Source organism: Xanthobacter sp. YC-JY1, assembly GCF_021730305.1.
Classification (GTDB): domain Bacteria; phylum Pseudomonadota; class Alphaproteobacteria; order Rhizobiales; family Xanthobacteraceae; genus Xanthobacter; species Xanthobacter flavus.
This window is the reverse complement of the sequence record NZ_CP032674.1, coordinates 508,249-530,301: the sequence shown is the minus strand read 5'-3', so window position 1 is coordinate 530,301 and position 22,053 is coordinate 508,249. Positions and strand designations below refer to the sequence as shown.

Genomic DNA, 22,053 nt, shown 5'->3' with positions numbered 1-22,053 from the left:
GCCCCCATGAACGACGCTTCCGTCAGCAGCACCGCGCCCCGCACCACGCCGGATCTCGGCGCCTGCGACCGCGAACCCATCCACATTCCGGGCTCCATCCAGCCGCACGGCCTTCTGCTCGTGGCCGACTCGCGCACCCGCACGGTGGTGGGCGGCGCCGGCGACATCGAGGGCCGCCTGGCCGAGGACTGGCTCGGCGCCACCCTCGACACCCTCCTCGGACAGGATTTGTCGGCGCAGCTGCGCGAGGCGCCGCAGAGCGGCGTCACCCGCGTCGGCCTCGTGCCCGGGCGCGCCGAGACTTTCGAAGTGCTGCTGCACCGCGCCCCGCAGGGCCTGCTGGTGGAGCTGGAGCCGGCGCCCGAAGTGCGGCTCGGCGCGGCCGAGGTGCTGGCCGGGCTCGACGCCGCGGCGGTGAGCTTCGAGCGCGCGCCGGATCTGCGCAATCTGTGTACAGAAGCCGCCTCCGTGTTCCGCCGCATCACCGGCTTCGACCGGGTAATGATCTACCAGTTCCTCGACGACGAGGCGGGGACGGTGCTCGGCGAGGCGAAGGCGAAGGAGATGGGCTCCTTCCTTAACCATCATTTCCCCGGCAGCGACATCCCCCGGCAGGCGCGCGCGCTCTATGTGCGCAACCGCGTGCGGGTGATCCCGGACGTGGCCTACGAGCCCGCGCCGCTGCGCCCGGCCGAGGCCGGGCTCGCCCAGCTCGATCTGTCCGATGTGATGCTGCGCTCCGTCTCGCCCATCCACATCCAGTATCTGCACAACATGGGGGTGGTGGCCTCGGCCTCCGTCTCCATCGTCAAGGACGGGGTGCTGTGGGGGCTCGTCGCCTGCCATCACCGCACGCCCCGGCGCCTGCCTTACGAACTGCGCATGGCCTGCCAGTCGCTCGCCTCCAACCTCGCCCGCCAGATCCGCACCCGCGAGGAGGCGATGCAGTATCGCGACCGCATCCGGCTGCGCGGCGCCGAGGATTCCCTCGCCGACTATCTCGCCGCCGACGCTCCGGTGGAGGACGTGCTGACCCGCCACGGCGACGATTTGCGCCGGGCGCTGGGCGCCGACGGCTTCGCCGTGGTCGAGGCCGACCGCGTGCGCACCTGCGGCCGCTGCCCGGACGAGACGGCGCTCCGGCGCATCGCGCGCTGGGTGGAGGGCAAGGCGCAGACGCGGGCCTTCAGTACCCGCGCCCTGCCCAGCCTGCTGCCGGCCGCAGCCGACGTCGCGCCGCTGGCCAGCGGCGTCGCGGCGGTGAACATTCCCGGCGACGCACCGCTGGTGCTGCTGTGGCTGCGCGCCGAGCAGGTGGAGGTGGTCAACTGGGCCGGCAATCCGCATCGCGATGAGCCGGCCGATCCCAATGCCCAGCTCACCCCGCGCGCCTCGTTCGAGGCGTGGAGCGAGACCGTGCGCGGCAAGGCGCGCGCCTGGTCGCTGGCGGAGGTGGAGACCATCAACCGCCTCGGCCACGCCGTGCTGCAGGCGCGCCAGAACCGGCGCGTGCGTGACCTCAACCGCCGTCTCTCCGCCACCGTGGTGGAGAACGAGCAGCTGCTGCAGCACAAGGACTTCCTGATGCGGGAGGTGAACCACCGCGTGCAGAACAGCCTGCAGCTGGTGTCCTCCTTCCTGCGCCTGCAGTCGCGCCGTCTCGGCGAGAGCGAGGCGGCCTCGGCCCTGGCGGAGGCCGAGCGCCGGGTGGCGGCGGTGGGCCTCGTGCATCGCCAGCTCTATGCCGGCGAGCAGGTGGAGGCGGTGGACCTCTCGCGCTATCTCATCGACCTCACCAACGAGGTCACGAGCGCCCTCGGCAAGGAATGGGAAGCCCACATCATGCTCGATGTGGCGCCGGTGCTGATGGCGGCCGACCGCGCGGTGCGGCTTGGGCTGATCCTCACCGAGCTGGTGCTCAACACCGCCAAATACGCCTATGGCGGCGCCCCCGGCCCGCTGCGTGTGGCGCTGGAGCAGCACCGCGACCGCTTCCGCCTCATCGTCGCCGACCACGGCAGCGGCAAGGTGGGCGAGCGCCAGGGCTTCGGCACGCTCATGATCAAGGCCATGGTGCAGGGCCTCGACGGCGTGATCGCCGACGAGGAGAATGCTCCCGGCCTGCGCACCATCGTCACCGCCCCCCTCTGCCCGTCGGGGGCCTGACGCTCACAGCGCGAAGGAGACGGGCCGCCCCGGCTCCGGCGCCGCCAGCCTGTGCCCGACGCCGAGGCTGGCGAAGGCCGCGGCGAGGCGCTCCGCGCTCTCCTTGAAGTGCACCCACCCGTCCGTATGGGCGGCGAACAGCGTCGCGCCGGGGAAGGCGCGCGCGGTCTCCAGCGCGTCGTTGGCATCCATGGTCATGTGGAACGCGCCGCGCGGCTGCGCCGAGCCGGCGAACACCACCACCACCTTCGGCGAAAACCGCCGCGCCACCTCGGCCACGCCCTCATACCAGACCGTATCGCCGGTGACGTAGACCGCGTCGCCTGGCGCCTCCACGCCGATCAGCAGACCGACCACATCGCCGGAGATGGGCTCGATGCCGGGCGGGCCGTGGCGGGCCGGCGCGCCGGTGACGAGCAGGCGTCCCTTGCCCGGCACCTCGATTTCCCGCGTCTCGAACGGCGCCAGCCCCACCGCATTGCCACCGAGCCGGGCGGCGGCCACGGGGGTGGTGAAGACGGCGCGCGCCTGAGGCAGCAGGGCGCGACCCGAGGCATCGAGATTGTCGAGATGCTGGTCGTGGCTGAGCAGCACGGCATCGAGCGGCAGCACCTGCTCGACCGCCAGCGCGGGGCCGGCGGTCTTCTCGAAGCGCACTGGCTCGGTGCGGTAGAGGCCGGGCGGATCGAAGGTGGGATCGGTGAGGAGGCGGAAGCCGCCGATCTCGATCAGCACGGTCGGGCCACCGATGAGGGTGAGGGTGACGGAAGCGGACGTCATGGGGCTTTCCTTCGATTTGTCCTGTCGCCGCCAGCATCCAGACTTCGCCCCTGAGCGAAAATTCCCTATTCTTTCTCAATGACCGATCGTTTTCGCACAACCCTCGACTGGGAGGACGCCCGCGTGTTCGTGGCGCTAGCCCGCCACGGCAGCCTCTCGGCCACGGCGCGGGCGCTGGGCGTGAACCATGCCACCGTCGCCCGGCGCATCACGGCGCTGGAGACGACGCTCGGCGCGCGCCTGTTCGATCGGCGCAGTGACGGCTACGGCCTGACGGCGGCGGGCATGGACGCTTTGGAGGCGGCGGAGGCCATGGAGAAGGCGGCCGCCCGCCTCGCCCGCGCCCCGCGCGAGCCGTCGCTCTCCGGCCTGGTGCGCATCAGCGCGACGCCCAGCCTCGCCGACGGCTTCCTCGTGCCACGGCTCGGCGCCCTCGCGGCGCGCTATCCAGCCATCGACGTGGAGATCATCTCCGAGCGCCGCTTGGCAAGCCTCTCCCGGCGCGAGGCAGACATCGCGCTGCGCTTAGGCATGCCCGGCGATGGCGCCGTGGTGGCGCGGCGGCTCGCCACCATCGGCTTCGGCTATTATGCGGCGCCCGCCCATGCCGCGACGCTGGCGGACGGCGCTGCCCCGGTGTTCGTCGGCTTCGACGCCGCCAATGCGCACCTGCCGGAAGCGGCTTTCCTCGCCCGCCACTTCCCGCGCGCCCGGCTCGCCTTTCGCGCCAACAGCCAGTTCACCCAGGCGCAGGCCGCCGCTGCCGGGCTGGGGGTGGCGCTGCTGCCGCATTTCATCGGCGCCACGCTGCTGGGCCTCGTCCCTGTGGCGCTGGCGCCGGCCTGCCCGGCGCGGCCGCTGGTGGCCCTGACGCGGCCACTTCAGCCGGAAGATGGCGCGGTGCGGGCGGTGCGCGATGCGCTGGCGGCGCTGTTCGCGGCCGAGGCCGGCCTTTTCGCGCCGGACGGGGCCTGAGCCGCCCCTTCCGCTTCGCCCCCGCGCTCCCTATCTCACGGCCATATGTCGTTCGGGGGCGGACGAGGCAGTTGATGGCCCAGCTTTCCATTCTTGATCTCGTCCGGGTGCGGGAGGGGTTCGGCCCCCGTCAGGCCTTGGACAATGCCCGCGACCTCGCCGCCCATGCGGAAGACTGGGGCTATCGCCGCTTCTGGGTGGCCGAGCATCACAACATGCAGGGCATCGCCAGCGCCGCCACGGCGGTGGTCATCGCCCATATCGCGGCGGGCACCAGGCGCATCCGGGTGGGCGCGGGCGGCATCATGCTGCCCAACCATGCGCCCCTCGTCATCGCCGAGCAGTTCGGCACGCTGGAGCATCTCTTCCCCGGCCGCATCGACCTCGGCCTCGGCCGCGCGCCGGGCACCGACCAGATGACCATGCGGGCGCTGCGCCGTTCGCTCACCAATTCCGACAATTTCCCCCAGGACGTGCAGGAGCTGGAGGCCTATCTCGGCCCCGCCCAGCCCGGCCAGACGCTGTTTGCCGTGCCGGCGACGGGGACGCAGGTGCCGCTCTGGATTTTGGGTTCCAGCACCTACGGCGCCCAGCTCGCGGCGGCCCTCGGTCTGCCCTACGCCTTCGCCTCCCACTTCGCCCCGGCCGACCTCCTGCCGGCGCTGGACATCTACCGCGCGCGCTTCAAGCCCTCGGACGTGCTCGCCAAGCCCTATTCCATGGCCGCCCTGAACGTCATCGCGGCGGAGACGGACGCCGAGGCGCGCCGCCTCGCCACCACCCAGCAGATGTCTGTGGCCGACATCTTCCGCGGCGCGCGGGGCCTCTCCAAGCCGCCCATCGACGACATCGAGGACTATTGGACCCCCATGGAGAAGGCGCAGGCCCAGCGTTTCCTCGCGCGTTCGGTCATCGGCGGCCCGGAGCGCGTGCGTGAGGGCGTCGCCGCCTTCGTGCGCGAGACCGGCGTGGACGAGGTGATGATCGTCTCCGACGTGTTCGACCACGACAAGCGCCTCGCCTCCTACCGCATGATCGCGGAAGTGGCGGGCGAAAGGGCGGAAGCGGACGCGGCGGCGGTGGTGTGAGCGGCCGGACGCCGCCATCCCTCTCCGCCCGTCATCGCCCGGCGCGTCCGGGCGGTCCACCCGTCCGCCGGAGCAATGCCCCAAGACCCGACCCAGCCCAACCGTGGATCGCCCGGACGCGCCGGGCGATGACGGCTCAATCTATTGGCATCACCCCGCCAGCTTGGCGTCCAGCGTGATGTTGGCGCGGATCACCTTGGACAGCGGGCAGTTCGCCTTGGCCTTGCCGGCCAGCTCGGCGAACTGCTCCGGCGTCGCGCCGGGCACGGTGCCGACGAGGGTGAGGTCCACCTGGGTGATGGCAAAGCCGGCGTCCTGCTTCTCCAGCGACACCTTCGCCGTGGTCTCCAGCTGCGTGGCGGTGAGGCCCGCCTCGCCGAGGATGAGGGAGAGCGCCATGGTGAAGCAGGCGGCATGGGCCGCGCCGAGCAGTTCCTCGGGATTGCTGCCGCGCTGGCCCTCGAAGCGGCTGGCGAAGCCGTAGGGGAAGCCGGCCAGCGCCCCGCTCTCGGTGGAGATCTTGCCCCGCCCGTCCTTGATGCCGCCGCTCCATTCCGCCGAACCGCTGCGCACGATCGCCATGGTCGTCTCCTCGCTCTGATGGCCCGCGCAGGGGTGCGCTTGGGCTTTGCAGTGCCTGCGGAGGGAGGAACGTCCGAGGGGGCCAAAACGTTCATTTCGCCATCGTGCGAAACGGAAACATTCGTTCACACCCGCGACATCAAAAGTCGCAGCGCGGTCCAACTTGCGACATCTCGGCCGTGACAATGGGGAGCGTTCCGAGGGGCCCCGCTTTGCGGCGGCGCGGCACGGGACACAGGCGGATTTGTTTGGACCAGAGGGGCGGCACCCGGCGCGGCGACCGGACACCAAACGGTGTTCCGGGCGTTGCCTTCCAGATGAAAGGTGAAGCCCCATGAGCTTTTGTCCCGGCCAGCAGGATGCTGGCAGCCGGCCTTTGCCCGCCCGCAGCCGTTTCGCTCTCGCTCTTGCGCCGACCCTCTCGGCCCGCCAACGGGCGCGCCTCAGGCCCTGGCTCGTGGCCCTCGCGGTGGCAGGCCTTGCGGCCGCGCTCGTGGCGCTGGCCGTGCACCAGATTCCCCTGCGCGCCCGCATCGCTTTGGAGGCGGATGTGCGCGCCCGCTTGAGCAATGCCCCGGTGCTCGCCATCGGCGACAGCATCACCTATCAGGCCGCCCCGCGCAGCCTGTGCGGCGAAGAGGTGCTGAACGCCGCCGTGCCCGGCGACAAGATCGACGATCTCGTCTCCCGCGCCGGATCGCTGGAAAGCCACCTGCAGCCCGCCCGTGTGGTGATCGCCATCGGCGCCAACGATGCCGTGAAGCCGAAGCATTCCATCGCCGAGTGGCGGACGCTCTATCGCGAGATCATCTCCCGCTTTCCCGGCAGCCAATTGGTGCTGGTGGAGGTGAACCCGGTGGAGCACGGCCGCTCGCCCTATGCGGACATGCTGGACCAGTCCTACGTGGCGCAGCAGAACGCCGCCATCCGCGCCATCGGCGCCGAGACGGGCGCGGTGGTGGTGCCGGCGCCGCAATCGGTCTCGACCACGGACGGCATCCATCCGAGCCGCGCCGGCGCCCTGCTGTGGCGGGCGCGCCTGTTCTCGGCCGCCTGCCGCTGATCCGGCTCAGGCGTCGAGGGGGAAGCGCCGGGGCACGATGGCGTAGCGGGCCCGCAGGGCGTCGATGTCCTCCGCGACCACGGCGAAGAAGTCCCAGCCCGGCGCGAAGAGGTCCGTATTCATGCCCGCCCCGCGCTCCCACGCCTCGAAGAAGGCACCGGGCTTGAGCGCGCCGGTGGCCGAGGCGGCGACATCGTTCAGCTTGATGCCGAGATGCCAGCTCACGATCACCGGCAGCACATGGGCCGCCATGGAATTCTTCGGGTGCATGGCGGCGGTGAAGGTGGAGACCAGGATTTCCCCGGGCGGCGTCGTGTCGTAGCCCGCCAGCACGTGGCAGGAATCGTGCGGCACGCAGAACACGGCGGAGAGGCCGTTCGGCTCGCCGGGGAAGGCGTATCCGTTGTCGCGGAAATGGTGGAAGAAGTGGTTGCCGAAGCTCTCCGGCGGCAGGTGCTCCAGCGCATGGAAGCGGGCGGCGAGCGCGGGGTCCGGCTTGTCGTTGTAAGGCAGGAGATAGGCGGCCACGTCGCTCGTGACGTTGCCGCTCCAGGGGCGACCGGTGACGCTCTCCATGTTCGCCCGGATCATGCATCCGAGTGCTGCATGGAGATGGCCGTGGGCCGCCTCGGCGAGATCGCGCACATAGTCTGCGCCGCCGAGCCCGGCGGCCTGCGCGCACGCGACGAGCCGGTCGATGCGGGCGGCATCGATGCTGCCATCCACCAGCGCAACCACGGTGATGAGCCGCATGGCCTCGGCCGCAGCGGGGCCCCGGAGCCGCGCCGCGAGGCCGGCGGGATCGACAGGCCCCGGCAAGGACCCGCCGGGCGGTCGGCCGAACACCACCTCGGCGGCGGCGGCGATGGTGTGGCGGTCGGCCGGCGTCACCGCCGCCGCGCCCCGCGCCTGCGACACCCAGAGCATGGCACCAAGCGCCGCGTCCTGCTGATCCGCATCCAGGTTGATGCGCATGACAGCCCCCTCCCCTGCCTTTCGATGGCGGGAAGGTGGCACAAGCACGAGCGTGGCGGAAGCGCCTGAAGTCGCGGGGATTATCCCTCCACACCGCGCACGGCGAGCACCGCTTTCATGCGCGTCACCGCAAGGTCCGGATCGGTGAGGAGGCCGGCCGCGTCGGCGAGCCGGAACAGCTCGGCGAGGTGCTGGGTGGAGCGGGTGCTCTCCTGCCCGCCCACCATGGTGAAATGGTCCTGGTGGCCGTTGAGGTAGGCCATGAAGACGACGCCCGTCTTGTAGAAGCGCGTCGGCGCCTTGAAGATGTGCCGCGACAGCGGCACGGTCGGCCCGAGGATGTCGTGGAAGCGCGCGGTGTCCCCCGCCGCCAGCGCGGTGAGCGCGGCGGAGGCGGCCGGGGCGATGGCGTCGAAGATGCCGAGCAAAGCGTGGGAATAACCCTGCGCGTCGCCCGCGATCAGCTCCGCATAGTTGAAATCGTCGCCCGTATACATGCGCACGGCCGGGTCCAGGCGGCGGCGCATGACGATCTCCTTGTCCTTGTCGAGGAGGGAGATCTTCACGCCGTCGATCTTCGCCGTATTGGCGTTGATGACGGCGACCGCCGTGTCCATGGCCACGTCGAGGTCGCGCGTGCCCCAGTAGCCGGCGAGCGCGGGATCGAACATGTCGCCGAGCCAGTGGATGATGACCGGCGCCGACACCTGCGACAGCACGCGGGCATAGACCTTCTCATAATCCTCCGGCGACTTCGCCACGCGGGCCAGCGCGCGCGAAGCCATGAGGATGACGCGCCCGCCCACCTTCTCCACCGCCGCGATCTGCTCCTCATAGGCGCGGATCACGTCGTCCAGCGATGTCGCCGCCTCGGGGGCGAGATGGTCGGTGCCGGCGCCGGAGAAGACCAGCGCCTCCGGCCCGTGCGCCTTCGCCGCCTCCACCGAGCGGCGGATCAATTCCAGCGAGGTCGGCCAGTCCAGCCCCATGCCGCGCTGGGCGGTGTCCATGGCTTCCGCGACGCCGAGGCCGAGGTCCCACAGGCGGGCGCGGTAGGCGATGGTGCGGTCCCAGTCGATGGCGGCATCGAGCCACGGGTCGCAATCCTTCAGCGGGTCCGCCACCACATGTGCGGCGGAGAAGGCGATGCGGTTCATGGGGCCGGAGGCGCGGGCGGGAAAATCGCGCGGGGCGGAGAGGCGGAAGGTCTCCAGCCCTCCGCTTGCCACGGGCAGGCGGATGGAAAGGGCGGTGGCGCGGGCGTGCTCGTTCATGGGGGCGATCCTGAAAAGGCGGCGCGGGCGCTCAGGCGAGCGTCCCGTGCGGGATGGGTTCGGGCACCGCGGCCGGCGCGATGGGGGTGAGGCTGGCCCAGTCGGGCTCGGCGGCGCGGGCAAAGCCCGGCGCCTCCAGAAGGCTGCGTGTGGGCAGCAGCCCGCGCGAGACATCGAGGCCGAGCCGCCCGCCGCGCTGGGTGTAGAGGTCGGGATGGGCGTCGAAGAAGGCGCGGGCCTCCCGCTCCGGCGCCGGGCCGAAGCCCTCCACATAATGGTGGCCGTTGCGCTCGCCATGGGCGAGGCCCAAAGCGGCGACGAGGGCCGTGTCCTGCTCGATGCCGAGGCCCGGCTGGCAGGTGAGGTCCTCCGCCGAGATGAGGAAGGGCGCGCGCGCCCCGCCCGCATTCCACGCCTTCACCCGCGCCGCGTTGAGGATGGCCTTGTAGAGCCCCTTGCAGCTCTTGGAGGAGACGCCGCGATACCCCAGCGCCGCCGCGCGCGGGAAGGCGTCCGGCGCATCGTCCGCCTCGTCGATGATGACCGGCAGGCCATCCAGCGGCGGCAGGGGCGCGGCGAAGGTCTGCGCCCTGTCGAACGGCTGCTCCACATAGAGGAGCCGCGCGCGGAAGGCGGCAAGGCGCGGGCCGTCGAGCGCCTCGGCGAGGGCCATCAGGCGGTCGGGGTCGTATTGCTCGTTGGCGTCCAGCGTCGCCACATAGCCCGGCGCCGAGGCGGCGAGGATGGCGGCGATCTCCTCCAGCCGGGCGATGTCGGCGGGAAGGTCCCCGCCGATCTTGATCTTGAAGAAGGCGAGGCGCGCCGCCGCGATCTCGGCGGCGAGGCCGTGCGGGCCGTCGAGCGGGTCCATGAGGCCGACCGTGTGGCGCAGCGCCACCGCCGGGGCCGGCGTGAGCGCGGCGAGGAAGCCACCGATCTGCCCGGCGGAGAGGTCGGGCGAGAGGCGCCCGTCGAGCCCCATCACATTGGCCTTGAGGCCGGCCACGAGGCCGATGCCCATTGCCCTCAGCAGCGCGTCCAGCACCGCCTTGTCGAGCAGCGCCGGGCCGAAGCCGGCGGCGAGCGGCGGCACGCCTTCGCGCTTGCCCCACATGAGCTGCGGCGCCCGCGCCGCCACCGACAGGCCGAAGGCGCTCGAAGGCAGCGCATTGGCATAGACCCGCGCCGCCTGGGCGAGGCCCCGGCGCAGGTCGTCCACGGTGTCAAGGGGGCTTTTGTGCGGCGCCTTGTCGAACCAGCGCGGCATCATCATCTCGGCGGCCATGCCCGTGGCCGGGCCGAAGCCCTCCACCTCCGCCGCGACCTTCACGAAGGCCTGCGGCGCCGTCTCCACCACTGAGGGGCCGAAGCGGAACGGGCGGACGAAGGGCATCAGCCGCTCGCCGATCTCCACCTCGCGGATGGTGATGCGCGGAAAGGGCATGTTCGTCCTCTCAGTCCTGCGGGCCTCAGGCCCGCGCGGCGATGGAGCGAGGTCCGCCGGTACCGGTGCGACCGGCGCCGGCGGCACCTCAATCGAGATGGCCGCGGGCGTAGAAATGTCCGCGGATGGTCTTGGCGAGTTCGGCAAAGATGGGGCTCGCCATCATGTCGAGCGCGCGCGGGCGGGGCAGCGGCACGTCATAGATGGCGGCCACCGAGCCCGGGCGATCGGTCATCACCACCACCCGGTCGGCGAGGAAGATCGCTTCGGGGATGGAGTGGGTGATGAGCAGGATGGTCTTGCCCGTCTCGTACTGGATGCGCTGGAGTTCCAGGTTCATCTTCTCGCGCGTCATGGCGTCCAGCGCGCCGAACGGCTCGTCCATGAGCACGATCTTGGGGTCGTGCACCAGCGCCCGGCAGATGGCGGCGCGCTGCTGCATGCCGCCGGAGAGCTGCCAGGGATACTTGTTCTCGAAGCCGTTGAGCCCCGCCGTGTTGAGCAGCTGGCGGGCGCGCTCCAGATGGCTGGCGCGGTCCAGCCGGCGCACCTCCACCGGCAGCATCACGTTGCGCAGCACGGTGCGCCAGGCGAGCAGGACCGGGCTCTGGAACACGATGCCCACATCGTCCGGCGGCTCGGTCACGGCCTTGCCGTCGATGAGGATTTCCCCCGCCGAGGCCGGGATGAGGCCGGCCACCAGCTTCAGGAGGGTGGACTTGCCGCAGCCGGAGGGGCCGACCACGCAGATGAACTCGCCCTCGGAGATGTCGAGGTCCATGGGCTTCAGCGAGGGCACCTCGCCGTCGCGGGTCTGGTAGGTCTTGGCGAGGCCGCGGATGTCGATGAGACGACGGCGGGTCGAAGGACCCTCGTTGCGGGAGATCACGCGCAGGGTGTTGGGTCTGGCCATGTCGCCCTCCTCAGACGGTGACGAAGACGTCATGGCGCTGGCTCGCATGCCACGGGACGATCAGGCGCTCCACGAGGTCCACCACCCAGAACAGCACCACGCCGATGAGCGCGAGCACGATGAGGGCGGCGAACATGGTGGGCAGCTCGAAATTGCCGATGGAGCGCTGGAGCACGAAGCCGAGGCCGGAATTCGAGCCCACGAACTCGCCCACCACCGCGCCCACCACCGCCAGCGTCACCGACACCTTCAGGCCGGCGAAGATGGCCGGCATGGCGTGGGGCAGGCTCACCATGGCGAAGGTCTGGAGCCGCGAGGCCTTCATGGAGCGGGCGAGGTCGCGCATGTCCGCCTCCACCGACTTGAAGCCCTGCACCCCGGCCACCACCACCGGGAACACCCCGAGCAGGAAGGCGGAGATGACCTTCGGCACGATGCCGAAGCCGAACCACACCACGAACAAAGGCGCGATGGCGACCTTGGGGATGGACTGGGAGAACACCAGCAGCGGGTAGAGATAGGCCTCGATGGTGCGCGATCCGGCGATCAGCATGGCGAGCGGAATGCCGATGGCCGCCGAGAGCGCGAAGCCGGCCAGCGTCGCGATGGTGGTGGGCACCGCCTCGCGCGCCAGCATGGCGCCATCGTTGCGGAAGGCGATCATCACGTCCCACGGGGTGGGGATGAGATAGGCCGGGATCTGGAAGATGCGGACCGAGATGTCCCAGATCGCGATGAGGATCACGAGCAGCCCCACCGGCCTCGCCCACGGCGCGTCGATGACGGCGAGCACGGGATTCCTGTGGCGCGGCGACGCCATGCTGGCTTCCTCCCTTTAGCGTTTTGTCCCGGCCGGGACTCTGTGGTCCCGTTTTAACTAACTAGTGAATTACATTTCCCGGCGCGCCCGTTGTCAAGCCCATGCCGACCTGGTCGAGGCGGCACCGCAGTAACGCGAGCGGCGCTTTTTCCGCTTCTTTTCTTGCCGCACTGCAGCGTGAGCCTTGAGCCGCCAGCCCTTTCCCGCTTATCTCGGTAGGGGAGGCTTCCACGATGCCGCGTCGCTGTCCAGACACACGGACGATACCGCCCCGGAACGGGGACGCCTGAGCCGTGCGCCTCGTCTGCCTGCCCCATGCCGGCGGCTCCGCCGTGCTCTACCGCAGCTGGAAGGCCGCGCTCGCCGGCCTTGCCACCGTGGACAGCCCCGAGCTTCCCGGCCGCGGTTCCCGCCACGGCGCGCCGGTGCCCGCGAGCCTCGCGGCGCTGGCCGAGGACATCGCCGCGCCCCTCGCCCATCGCCATGTGCCGGTGGCGCTCTACGGCCATTCCATGGGCGCGCTGCTCGCCTTCGAGATGGCGCGAGCGCTCGCCCGCCACGGCGTCACCGTGGCCGGGCTGGTGCTCTCCGGCCGCGCGGCGCCGCATCTGCCGTTTCCCCGGCTCGACCGGCATCTGATGAGCGATGCCGCGCTCATCGAGGAGCTGAAGCGCTTCGGCGGCACGCCCGAGGTGCTGTTCCGCCGCCCCGACATCCTCGCCATGACGCTGCCGGCGCTGAAGGCGGACTTCCGCATGGTGGATACCTACGCCTTCACCCCCGGCCCGGCACTGGCCTGCCCGGCGGTGATCCTCGGCGGCGCCGATGATCCCGCCACCCCCGCCGCCAGCCTCGAAGCCTGGCGCGAGCACATCGCCGGCCCGGTGGCGGTGGAGGTGTGGCCCGGCGGGCATTTCTTCACGCGCTCCGACGAGGAGCGCCTTCTCACTTTGCTGAAGCGCACCCTCTCCGTCTGGCGCGCCGCCCGTGCCTGATCCGTCCTCGCCGGTGGATGCCGCGCGCCTCGCACCGGCCGCGAGTCTTGTCGCCATCGCGCGGGTCGCCGATGCGCCTGTGAATCCCGACCTTTCCATCGCGCTGCCGGACGGGGAGGCCACGCGCATCGCCCGCCATGTGAAGGCGGACGACCGCGCCGCCCGCACCGCCGCCTGGAGCCTCGCGCGCACCCTTCTGGGCGCCGCCCTCGGCCTTCCCCCCGCCGACGTGCCGCTGGTGCGCGGCGCCAACGGGCGGCCGGCGCTCGGCATCGCGTCGGATCTCGACTTCAACCTCACCCATTCCGGAAGCTGGGTGGCGGTGGGGCTCGCCCGCGGCGGCACCATCGGCGTCGATGTGGAGAAGGCGCGCGGGCTCGATCTGTGGACCCGCCTCGCCCCCGATTTCATGCATGACGACGACCGCGCCCGCTGGTCCGCCCTCCCCGAGGGCGACCGCGCCGCAGCGGCCCTGCGCCAGTGGTGCGGCAAGGAGGCGGTGCTGAAGGCGACGGGCGAGGGCCTTGCCGGAGATGCCCGGGGCGTGCGCCTGCCTGAAGGCGGCGGCCTCGTGGCGCGCGCCGGCCGCGCCTTCCTGACCGGCAGCGGCGCTTTGCCCGCCGCCGCCTACGCTTTCGCCGTGGAGGTGGAGGCGCCGATGCTGTTCCTCTCCGCCGGGGCGGGGTGGGAGCGGATGTAGGGGGCGCTTCGACCCCTTCCCACCAACACCGTCATGCCCCGGCTCGTCCGGGGCATCCACCCATCCGTTCGCACGGTGAATGGCCGCGAACACCCCGCCCGGCCAAGCTGTGGATCGCCCGGACGAGCCGGGCGATGACGGCGCTCAAAGGGGTTCAGAGCTGGCGCGTCAGGTTTTCGGCGAAGGAGAGGATGTGGGCGCGGGTGGCCTGTTCGGCGGCGTCGGCGTCGCGGGCGGCCAGCGTGTCGACGATGGCGGCATGCTCGTCCACCACGCGGCGGTGGTGGGCGACGTCGCGCAGGGAAACGAACCACACGCGCTGCGCCCGCTCGTGCAGGTTCCGCAGGATTTCGCCCAGCACCGGATTGCGGGCGCCGCCGGAAATGGTGAGGTGGAATTCGCGGTCGAGGGCCATCAGTTCCACGATGTCCCCGGACCCCGCGGCGGCGGAGCCCCGGCGCACATTCTCCTTCAAAGCGGCGATGACGCCCGCATCCGCCCGCTCGGCAGCGAGGCGGGCGCAGAAGCTCTCGTTGAGGAGGCGCACCTCCACCATGTCGCGCACCTCGTCCTGCGAGATGGGCCGCACGATAATGCCTTTGCGCGGCAGCACCTCCACGAGGCCGTCGCGCATCAGCCGGTCGAAGGCCTGGCGCACCGGCGTGCGGCCGAGGCCGAGGGAGGCCGCCACTTGCGCCTCGCTCAGCGCCTCGCCGGGGCGGAAGGCGCACATGATGATGCGCTGCTTGATGACGTCATAGGCCGTGTCGCGGAGGGAGCGGACCTGCGGCGGGCCGACATCCTCGGAGATCTCCTGACCCACGTCGCGCGCATCGAGCTGCATGGCGCCTCTCCCCTGACCGGTGCCGGTCGTTCTGCCTTGGCCCCGCCCCTCGCTCAGCCGGCAACGAGAAGGACGGTCACATCATACCCATGACGGATAATCCGGCCCAGCACGGGATCCTCGATCTCGAACTCGAACCGCTCGGCGGGACGGATGCCGCCGATGGCCGCGAGCGTGCCGCAGAACATGGCGGTGCCGTCCGCAAAGCCCGGCTCATAGCCGGCGATGATCTCCTCCGGCGGCAGCATGGCGGCCACCGAGCCCTGCTGGTAGAGCACGCGCGCGCCGTCGATGACCGCATAGGAGCGGATGAGCAGGCTGTCCCAGTGCGGCAGCACCTCGTCCAGCGCCCAGAGGGTGGCGGCGACGGGCTTGTCGCACATCTGCTTGGACACGGTGATGCCGTAGGTCTCGACCTTGCGGTCGGTATGATCGGAGCCGACGCCGAGCCAGCGGCGGCCATCAGCCTGAAGGATCATGAACTCCACCTCGCCGGACGACTCCGCGCCGGTGGATTCGATCTCGCCCGCCGTGGTGAAGCGGGCCGCGGCGACGCGGTAATAGATGGGCGTCGAGGCCGGGCGCGCGACGCCCAGTTCCTCCAGCTCCACGATGTGCTTTTCCAGCGCGACCTTGTCGCGGCCGGTCCAGCCCGCGATCACCGCGTGGCGGATGGCGAGCGTCTCGGTGCGGCTCTCGCCGCCGGCATGGAGGGTGAAGGTGAGCTCGGTGCCCATCGGGATCTCTCGTTCAGGAAAAGGAGAAGAGACCGGCGCCTCCGAAAGGGGGAGGGAAAGGAGGCGCCGGCCGCACGCTTCGGCCGAGGTCAGTTCGGCGTGCGCGTGTCGAGAAGGGTCCACTTTCCGCCCTTCACCTCGAGGATGTAGACGGGCTTCACGGCGTCGCCGTCGGTGAAGGAGATGGCGCCTTCGAGGGCCTGATAGTCCTTCAGCTTGGCGAGCTGGTCGCGGATGGCGGCGCGCTCCTCGGCGAGCTTCGCCTTGTCGCCGGTCACGTTGGCCCGCTTCATCGCCTCCGAATAGAGGTAGACGATGTCATAGACCGAGGCGTCCATCTGGTTCGGGTCGGTGCGGTTGAGGCCGGCGGCCTTGGTGCGCTTGCCGAACTCGGCGGTGAAGGCCTTGGTCTTGTCGTTCACCTCGGGGAAGAAGGTGGTGCCGATGGTGAGGTTGTCGCCGGCGCCGTCCATGCGCTTGGGCAGCTCGGGATCGGCGATGGTGGTGCCGCCGATGATGCGGGTGGAGACGCCCTGGCGCTTCAGCTCCTTGGCGAGGTTCACCGCGCCTTCGGGCGGCGAGCCGAGGCCGACGATATCCGGCGCCATCTGCTTCAGCTGCGCCACCTGGGGCGACAGATCGAAGGCGGCGAGCTGGAAGTCCACCGAGCCCTTGGAGGGGATCGCATACTTCTCGAACATCTTCGGCACGACCACCGTGCCGATGGACTTGGACACCACGTCGTCGGTGGCATAGGCCGCAGCGCCCGAGGCCATGGGCAGCTTCTTGTCCTTGATGGCGGCGAGCACCTGGTCGATGACCTTGCCCTCGTCCGTGGTGTTGCGGAAGCCGTAGGTGAAGCCCTTGGTGAGGCCCGGGGCCGAGGAGGCCATGGACATCTGCGCGAGGCCCTCGCGCTCGCCCACCGGGAAGGTGGTGCGCACTTCCGAGGACGAGAACGGGCCGATGACGGCGAGCGCGCCGGCATCCTGCGCGAAGGAGCGCAGCGCGGTGGTCGCCTGCTTGGGATCGCCGGCGGTGTCGAACTTCACCACCTTGATCTTCTTGCCGTTGATGCCGCCCTTGGCGTTGATCTCCTCTACCGCCATGTCGACGGCCACCTCATTGGTGTTGGCGAGGCTCACATAGGGGCCGCTCTTGGCCATCATGTAGCCGAGGACCAGTTCGCCCTCGGCCCGCGCGGCGCCGGAGGCGACCAGCGCCGCCAGAAGGCCGGCACCGAACAGCACGCTCTTCTTCATGTCCCGTTCTCCTCTGTGGCTCTTGTTTCCCGCACGCTCAATCGCCGCGCGGGCTTCACCCGAGGGCCCATGGGCCCTCGGACCCTGGTTCAATGGGCGGCCGACCCGCCGCCGAGATACGCGTCCTGCAAACGGGGATCCGCCGCGAGCACGTCGGGCGCGCCGGCCATGGCCACGCGGCCGAGTTCCAGCACGGTGGCGGAATGCGCCGCCTTCAGCGCCTTGCCGGTGTTCTGCTCCACCAGCAGCACGGACAGCCCCCCGGTGTTCAATTCGCGGATGAGATCGAACAGCTTGGAGACGAACAGTGGCGAGAGGCCCAGCGACGGCTCGTCCAGCATCATCAGGCGGGGCTTCGCCATCATGGCGCGGCCGATGGCCAGCATCTGCTGCTCGCCGCCGGAAAGGCAGGAGGCGGCCATGTGCCGGCGCTCGGCGAGGTTGGGGAAGCGGTCGTAGATGGCCGCCATCTCCCGCTCCACCGCCGCCGTGTCGCGCCGCATGTGGGCGCCGAGCCGCAGGTTTTCCTCGACCGTCAGGGTGATGAGGATGCGCCGGCCTTCCGGCACCAGCACCAGCCCCGCCCCCATGCGCCGGTGCGGCGGCAGGCGGGTGATGTCGGCCTCAGCGAAGGCGATGCCGCCCGCTTTGGCCGGCACCGCGCCGAGGATGGCCTTGAGCAGCGTCGACTTGCCCGCGCCATTGGCGCCGAGCACGGTGACCACCTCGCCCTCGTTCACGGTCAGCGACACGTCCGAAAGCGCCGCGACGCGGCCGTAGGAGACGGAGAGGCCGGAGACTTCGAGCAGCGCCATGGCTCAGGCCTCCTCGTCCGTACCGATATAGGCCTCGCGCACCAGCTTCTCCTGCCGCACGCGCGAGAGCGGGCCCTCGGCGATCTTCTCGCCGAAGTTCAGCACCACCACGTTCTCGCAGATCGAATCCACGAAGTGCATGTCGTGCTCCACCACGAGGAGGGTGACGCCCTTCGCCATCAGCGCCTTGAGATGATCCCGGAGCGCGTTGGTCTCGCTGGGATTGAGGCCGGCGGCGGGCTCGTCCAGCATCAGCAGGCTCGCGCCGGCGAGCGTCGCGCGCACGAGGTCGATGCGCTTCCTGACGCCATAGGGCAGCGCGGAGACCATCTCGTCCGCCCAGCGGCCGAGGCCGCTCTCCTCCAGCGCCGCGCGCGCCTCGCGCTTCCAGCGATGGTTGGGAAAGAGGCGGTAGGGGGTGAGCAGCGCACCAAGCGAGGAGGCGCGCACGTGCTGGCCCACCAGCAGGTTTTCCAGCACCGAGAGGTGCGGCATCAGGCGGATGTTCTGGAACGAGCGGGCGACGCCGGTGGAGATGCGCTTGCGCGACGGCATGTGCGTCACGTCCTGCCCGTTCACCTCGATGCGCCCGGCATCGACGCCGTAGACGCCGCTGACGAGGTTGAACACCGTGGTCTTGCCCGCCCCGTTGGGGCCGATGAGGGCGGTGGTGACGCCCTTCGGCACCGTGAAGGACAGATCGCGGATGGCGCGCACGCCGGCGAAGGATTTCGACAGGCCGGAGATGGCGAGAGCAGCGGACATCACGCGGCCTCCGCCTTGCGCCGGAACAGGCGGAACAGGGACGACGTCACCAGCCCCTGCGGCCGCACGGCCATGAACAGGATGATGAAGACGGCGAAGAGGGCGTAGCGCCACTGGTCGGAGGCGCGCAGCAGCTCCGGCACCAAAGTGAAGAAGGCGGCGCCCACCAGCGGGCCCCACACCGTCTGCGTGCCGCCGAACAGCACATAGAGCACGGTGAAGACCGAGAGCAGCACGTTGAAATGCTGGGCTTCGACGAAGCTGTAATGGTGCGCGTACAGCCCGCCGCCGAAGCCGGCCACCGCCGCGCCCAGCGCGAAGGCCGCGACCTTCATGCCGCGCACGGAAACGCCGAGCAGGTCCGCCACCGTCGCGTCGCTCTTCACCGCCGTGAGGCAGAGCGCGAAGCGGGTGCGCGACACGAGCAGCATCAGCACCACCACGCCCGCCGCCGCCGCATAGACCACATAAGGGCCGGCATAATCGGTGACGGGATAGCCGGCGGCGCCGCCCACCACTTCCAGATTGAGGAAGACGGCGGAGATCACCTGCCCGAGGGCGAAGGTGGCCATGGCGAGATAGATGCCGTGGGTGCGCAGGACCGGCACGCCGATGAGGAGGCCCACCAGCCCGGCAAGCCCCGCGCCGAGCGGGATCGCCGCCCACATGGGCCACATATATTCGTTGGTGAGGAAGGCCGAGGCATAGGCGCCGATGGCCATGAAGCCGGCGATGCCGAGGTTCAGCTGCCCCGCCGCGAGCGGCAGATAGACCGCATAGGCGGCGATGACATTGAAGGCGAGGACGACGAGGACGCCCGTCAGATAGCCGCTCATCACAGCTTCTCCCGGCTGGCGGCGCGGCCCATGAGGCCCTGCGGACGCACGATGAGGATGAGGAGTAAGAGGCCGTAGACGGAGATGTTCACCACGTCCGCGCCGATGAAGGAGATGGACAGCACCTCCGCGAGGCCGATCACCAGCCCGCCCAGCACCGCGCCCCAGATGGAGCCCATGCCGCCGACGATCATGGCCGCGACGCCCTTGAAGCCGACGCCCTCGCCCATGAAGGGCGACACCTGCTGGTAGTTCACCGCGAACAGGATGCCGGCCAGCGCAGCCAGCAGCGCGGAGGCGATGAAGAGCTGCGGCACGAGGCGGGAGATGTCGATGCCCATGAGCAGCGCCGTCTCGCGGTTCTCCGCCACTGTGCGGATGCGCCGGCCGCCGGCGGTGGAGGACAGATACCAGGACAGGAACGTCACGAGGCCGAGGGAGAGCGCCAGCGAGATGAGCTGCGCGATGCCGATGACGAGGCCCCCGAGGCGGATGTTGAGGTCCGGCAGCAGGGCCGGGAATGCCTGCTGGTCCGAGCCGTACTGGATCAGCATCAAATTCTCGAGCAGCACCAGGAAGCCGAGGGAGGACACCAGCGGCACCTCGGGATCGCCCCCCTGCATGGGCCGGTAGGCGAAACGCTCCACGAGGAGCGAGACGAACGCCGCCGCCGCCAGCGCGCCCGCCGCGGCGATGAGGAAGGGCCAGCCTGCCTTCATCAGCCCGAAGGCGAGCATGCCGCCCACCATGAACAGGCCGGGCAGCGAGAAGTTCAGAAAGTTGAGCACGCCGATGGCGAGGGTGAAGGCCACCGCCACAAGCATGTAGATGGCCCCGAGCATGAGGCCGTTGACGATCTGCTGCGCGAGCATGGGCCGGGGCAACCTTCCTCTCGAACGCCGGACGCAGGCACTGCCCCTCCCCTTCCGCCTGAGGCGTCGCCCTCCGACGATTGCGGACGGCACGGAAGCGGGGCAGCGATTAGTTTTGATACAAAGCTATTTTTGACGTGGCTTCAAGCTGAAATTTCAGGCGGATTTCACTGCATTGCAGCATAAAGGACGTGCCCCTTCCACGCTGTGCTGGCAATCTTTTGCGGGGATTTCCGCGCGCCGGAGCCGGGCCGGACTGCACGCCGGGGAGGCGGCGGAGTGCCCATCGGGGCGGCAGGCGGACGCCGGAAAAAGGCCCAGCCCGGCTCCGGCCCCGATCTTGCTATCGCCCTTTCATCCCCGTTCGCGATGCCAGGGCGTGTCACAGGTCGACCAAATTGTCGAAGCCCCGACATCGTTCGAGACATGAGGCTGCCCCATGAAACTCATCGTCGAACGCCTGGTGGTCGAAAGCCTGGTGGACGCCTTCCCGGACCAGGCGCACCTGCTCGCCCAGCCGCGTCTTTCGAGCCGCATGGAGCTGGGCCTCGATGCGCTGAAGCCCGACGAGCTGGCCCACCTGCACGAGCTGGTGCTGAGGACGGGCGGCACCACCATTCGCGGGCAGGAGGAGCAGCTCGCCAACCTCGTCGGCGTGTTCCGCGACGAAGGCAAGCGCTTCGGCGCGGACGAACTGGAGGATCTGGCGGGCGCCATCGCGCTTTATTTCGTCAAGCACTGCATCCGCGGCTGGCTGTTCCGCATGAACCCCTCGGGCAAGCCCGAGCCCTATCTCATCACCCGCCTCGACTACACGCCCCCCGGCGAGGAGGAGGCCGGCCGGCTGATCGTGGAACTGAAGGCCAACAACCGCGGCAAGACCCATGTGGAGAATTTGCTGATCCGCTCCAAGGACCTGCGCGGCCTCACCATCCCCGGCACGCTCGCCGCCAAGGGCTGGCTGATGGAGGACGAAGGCCTGCTCAAGTCCTTCGACGACCAGATGGTGCGCTATTTCGAGTGGCGCGGCCGCTATGGCGAGCAGTTCTCCGGCCGCGGCACGGGCCTGTTCGCCGAAGATCCCACCGCCAACCGGCGCGACACCGACTGGGCGCGCAAGGCGACCGTGGTCCTCTCCTCCTCCGGCAGCGAGGCGCGGCTGGTGAACGACGAGGAACTCCTCGGCGAGCGCACGCTGGGCACGGAGACCTCCGGCTTCTTCCTCGACAAGATCGTGAAGAAGGCGGACAAGCAGAACCTCTTCCACATGGCGGTGGACGAGGCCCTGCGCGCGGCGAAGGACAGCATCCCCAAGGGTGCCTTCACCGACATGCCGGTCCACCCGCTGATCCTGATGTTCCATCTGGAGCTGCACCACCATGTGTGGGTGCATGTGGACGACATCCGGCCTTACGAATACCACCCGGAGCTGAAGCAGAAGCTGGTTCTGCCGCCGGAGCAGACCGACCTCATCGACATTCTCACCGCCGAGATGAACACGTTGATGGACGACGTGGTCGCCGGCAAATCCGGCGGCACCACCGTGCTCTGCGCCGGCCCGCCCGGCGTCGGCAAGACGCTCACCGCCGAAGTCTATTCGGAGATCATCCAGCGCCCGCTCTACCGCGTGCATTCCGGCCAGCTCGGCCTTGACGTGGCCCACATGGAGCAGGCGCTGAAGGATGCGTTGACGCGCGCCCAGCGCTGGGGCGCGGTGATGCTGATCGACGAGGCGGACGTCTACATCAAGCGCCGGCAGGACAATCTCACCATGAATGCGGTGGTGGGCGTGTTCCTGCGCGTGCTCGAATACTTCAACGGCCTGCTGTTCCTCACCACCAACCGGGTGGACGACATCGACGAGGCCATCGTCTCGCGCTGCATCGCCCTCATCAAGTATCACTCCCCCGGCCCGGACGACCGGCGGAAGATCTGGCGCGTCATGTGCGACCAGTTCGGCCTCATCCTCTCCAACGAGCTCATCGACACGCTGGTGGAGATGTTCCCGGAGACCTCCGGCCGCGACATCAAGGGCCTCGCGAAGCTGGTCGCGAAATACTGCTCGCAGAAGGGCGAGCCGCCCTCCATCGACGCCTTCCGCCGCTGCGCCATCTTCCGCGCGCTGGATGTGCCGCCGCTCGCCTGAG

General features: G+C 69.9%; 21 protein-coding genes. 7 read left to right on the top strand and 14 right to left on the bottom strand.

The window, feature by feature from the left end:
* The first annotated feature begins 6 nt into the window (after positions 1 to 6).
* Entirely contained in the window at positions 7 to 2,166 is a 2,160-nt protein-coding gene (locus tag D7006_RS02525) for a histidine kinase dimerization/phosphoacceptor domain -containing protein (RefSeq protein ID WP_237355420.1), read from the top strand.
* 3 nt (positions 2,167 to 2,169) lie between these two features.
* Here the strand turns inward: D7006_RS02525 and D7006_RS02520 are convergent, their stop codons facing one another.
* Positions 2,170 to 2,946: an MBL fold metallo-hydrolase gene (locus D7006_RS02520; RefSeq protein WP_237355419.1), complete on the bottom strand. Its 777-nt coding sequence runs from the start codon at positions 2,944 to 2,946 to the stop codon at positions 2,170 to 2,172.
* Between the two features lie 78 nt (positions 2,947 to 3,024).
* On the opposite strand from D7006_RS02520, the gene D7006_RS02515 reads away from it, so the two are divergent.
* Positions 3,025 to 3,921, top strand: a complete 897-nt coding sequence (locus tag D7006_RS02515) for a LysR family transcriptional regulator (RefSeq protein WP_237355418.1) — start codon at positions 3,025 to 3,027, stop codon at positions 3,919 to 3,921.
* 74 nt (positions 3,922 to 3,995) lie between these two features.
* Entirely contained in the window at positions 3,996 to 5,009 is a 1,014-nt protein-coding gene (locus tag D7006_RS02510) for an LLM class flavin-dependent oxidoreductase (protein ID WP_237355417.1), read from the top strand.
* A 150-nt stretch (positions 5,010 to 5,159) separates the two neighbouring features.
* Here D7006_RS02510 and D7006_RS02505 read toward each other — a convergent pair whose 3' ends face one another.
* Positions 5,160 to 5,591: an OsmC family protein gene (locus D7006_RS02505; protein WP_237355416.1), complete on the bottom strand. Its 432-nt coding sequence runs from the start codon at positions 5,589 to 5,591 to the stop codon at positions 5,160 to 5,162.
* 334 nt (positions 5,592 to 5,925) lie between these two features.
* Between D7006_RS02505 and D7006_RS02500 the strand changes: the two genes are divergently transcribed.
* The gene (locus tag D7006_RS02500) at positions 5,926 to 6,654 is read left to right on the top strand and encodes an SGNH/GDSL hydrolase family protein (protein WP_237355415.1); all 729 of its coding nucleotides are present in this window, start codon (positions 5,926 to 5,928) and stop codon (positions 6,652 to 6,654) included.
* A 6-nt stretch (positions 6,655 to 6,660) separates the two neighbouring features.
* On the opposite strand, the gene D7006_RS02495 is transcribed toward D7006_RS02500, so the two are convergent.
* From D7006_RS02495 to D7006_RS02475, 5 genes are all read right to left on the bottom strand, one after another.
* The gene (locus tag D7006_RS02495) at positions 6,661 to 7,629 is read right to left on the bottom strand and encodes a hypothetical protein (protein ID WP_237355414.1); all 969 of its coding nucleotides are present in this window, start codon (positions 7,627 to 7,629) and stop codon (positions 6,661 to 6,663) included.
* An 80-nt stretch (positions 7,630 to 7,709) separates the two neighbouring features.
* Positions 7,710 to 8,903 carry a dihydrodipicolinate synthase family protein gene (locus tag D7006_RS02490; protein ID WP_237355413.1) on the bottom strand — a complete coding sequence of 398 codons (1,194 nt, stop codon included), beginning with the start codon at positions 8,901 to 8,903 and terminating at the stop codon, positions 7,710 to 7,712.
* A 31-nt stretch (positions 8,904 to 8,934) separates the two neighbouring features.
* On the bottom strand, positions 8,935 to 10,347 hold the full coding sequence (locus D7006_RS02485) for an enolase (RefSeq protein ID WP_237355412.1): 1,413 nt from the start codon (positions 10,345 to 10,347) through the stop codon (positions 8,935 to 8,937).
* Positions 10,348 to 10,435: 88 nt separating this feature from the next.
* Positions 10,436 to 11,260 (bottom strand): ABC transporter ATP-binding protein, encoded by an 825-nt coding sequence (locus D7006_RS02480; protein ID WP_169124702.1) that lies wholly within the window; start codon positions 11,258 to 11,260, stop codon positions 10,436 to 10,438.
* 10 nt (positions 11,261 to 11,270) lie between these two features.
* Positions 11,271 to 12,080 carry an ABC transporter permease gene (locus D7006_RS02475; protein WP_229644975.1) on the bottom strand — a complete coding sequence of 270 codons (810 nt, stop codon included), beginning with the start codon at positions 12,078 to 12,080 and terminating at the stop codon, positions 11,271 to 11,273.
* A 293-nt stretch (positions 12,081 to 12,373) separates the two neighbouring features.
* Here D7006_RS02475 and D7006_RS02470 point away from each other — a divergent pair, with 293 nt between their 5' ends.
* Together D7006_RS02470 and D7006_RS02465 are read left to right on the top strand one after the other, a co-directional pair.
* Positions 12,374 to 13,075, top strand: coding sequence for a thioesterase II family protein (locus tag D7006_RS02470; protein ID WP_229644976.1), 702 nt, complete (start codon positions 12,374 to 12,376; stop codon positions 13,073 to 13,075).
* Positions 13,068 to 13,775 carry a 4'-phosphopantetheinyl transferase superfamily protein gene (locus D7006_RS02465; protein WP_237355411.1) on the top strand — a complete coding sequence of 236 codons (708 nt, stop codon included), beginning with the start codon at positions 13,068 to 13,070 and terminating at the stop codon, positions 13,773 to 13,775. Before D7006_RS02470 ends, D7006_RS02465 begins: the two co-directional genes overlap by 8 nt.
* 154 nt (positions 13,776 to 13,929) lie before the next feature.
* On the opposite strand, the gene D7006_RS02460 is transcribed toward D7006_RS02465, so the two are convergent.
* From D7006_RS02460 to D7006_RS02430, 7 genes are all read right to left on the bottom strand, one after another.
* Entirely contained in the window at positions 13,930 to 14,619 is a 690-nt protein-coding gene (locus D7006_RS02460; RefSeq protein WP_237355410.1) for a GntR family transcriptional regulator, read from the bottom strand.
* Between the two features lie 53 nt (positions 14,620 to 14,672).
* Positions 14,673 to 15,356, bottom strand: a complete 684-nt coding sequence (locus D7006_RS02455) for a DUF2848 domain-containing protein (protein WP_237355409.1) — start codon at positions 15,354 to 15,356, stop codon at positions 14,673 to 14,675.
* An 89-nt stretch (positions 15,357 to 15,445) separates the two neighbouring features.
* Positions 15,446 to 16,618 (bottom strand): ABC transporter substrate-binding protein, encoded by a 1,173-nt coding sequence (locus D7006_RS02450; RefSeq protein WP_169124696.1) that lies wholly within the window; start codon positions 16,616 to 16,618, stop codon positions 15,446 to 15,448.
* Positions 16,619 to 16,707: 89 nt separating this feature from the next.
* Positions 16,708 to 17,433, bottom strand: coding sequence for an ABC transporter ATP-binding protein (locus D7006_RS02445; RefSeq protein ID WP_237355408.1), 726 nt, complete (start codon positions 17,431 to 17,433; stop codon positions 16,708 to 16,710).
* Between the two features lie 3 nt (positions 17,434 to 17,436).
* Entirely contained in the window at positions 17,437 to 18,198 is a 762-nt protein-coding gene (locus tag D7006_RS02440) for an ABC transporter ATP-binding protein (protein ID WP_169124694.1), read from the bottom strand.
* Positions 18,198 to 19,034 carry a branched-chain amino acid ABC transporter permease gene (locus D7006_RS02435; protein ID WP_168461421.1) on the bottom strand — a complete coding sequence of 279 codons (837 nt, stop codon included), beginning with the start codon at positions 19,032 to 19,034 and terminating at the stop codon, positions 18,198 to 18,200. Before D7006_RS02435 ends, D7006_RS02440 begins: the two co-directional genes overlap by 1 nt.
* Positions 19,034 to 19,906, bottom strand: coding sequence for a branched-chain amino acid ABC transporter permease (locus D7006_RS02430; RefSeq protein ID WP_169124693.1), 873 nt, complete (start codon positions 19,904 to 19,906; stop codon positions 19,034 to 19,036). Before D7006_RS02430 ends, D7006_RS02435 begins: the two co-directional genes overlap by 1 nt.
* 439 nt (positions 19,907 to 20,345) lie before the next feature.
* Between D7006_RS02430 and D7006_RS02425 the strand changes: the two genes are divergently transcribed.
* On the top strand, positions 20,346 to 22,052 hold the full coding sequence (locus tag D7006_RS02425; RefSeq protein WP_237355407.1) for an ATP-binding protein: 1,707 nt from the start codon (positions 20,346 to 20,348) through the stop codon (positions 22,050 to 22,052).
* Position 22,053: the final 1 nt, after the last annotated feature.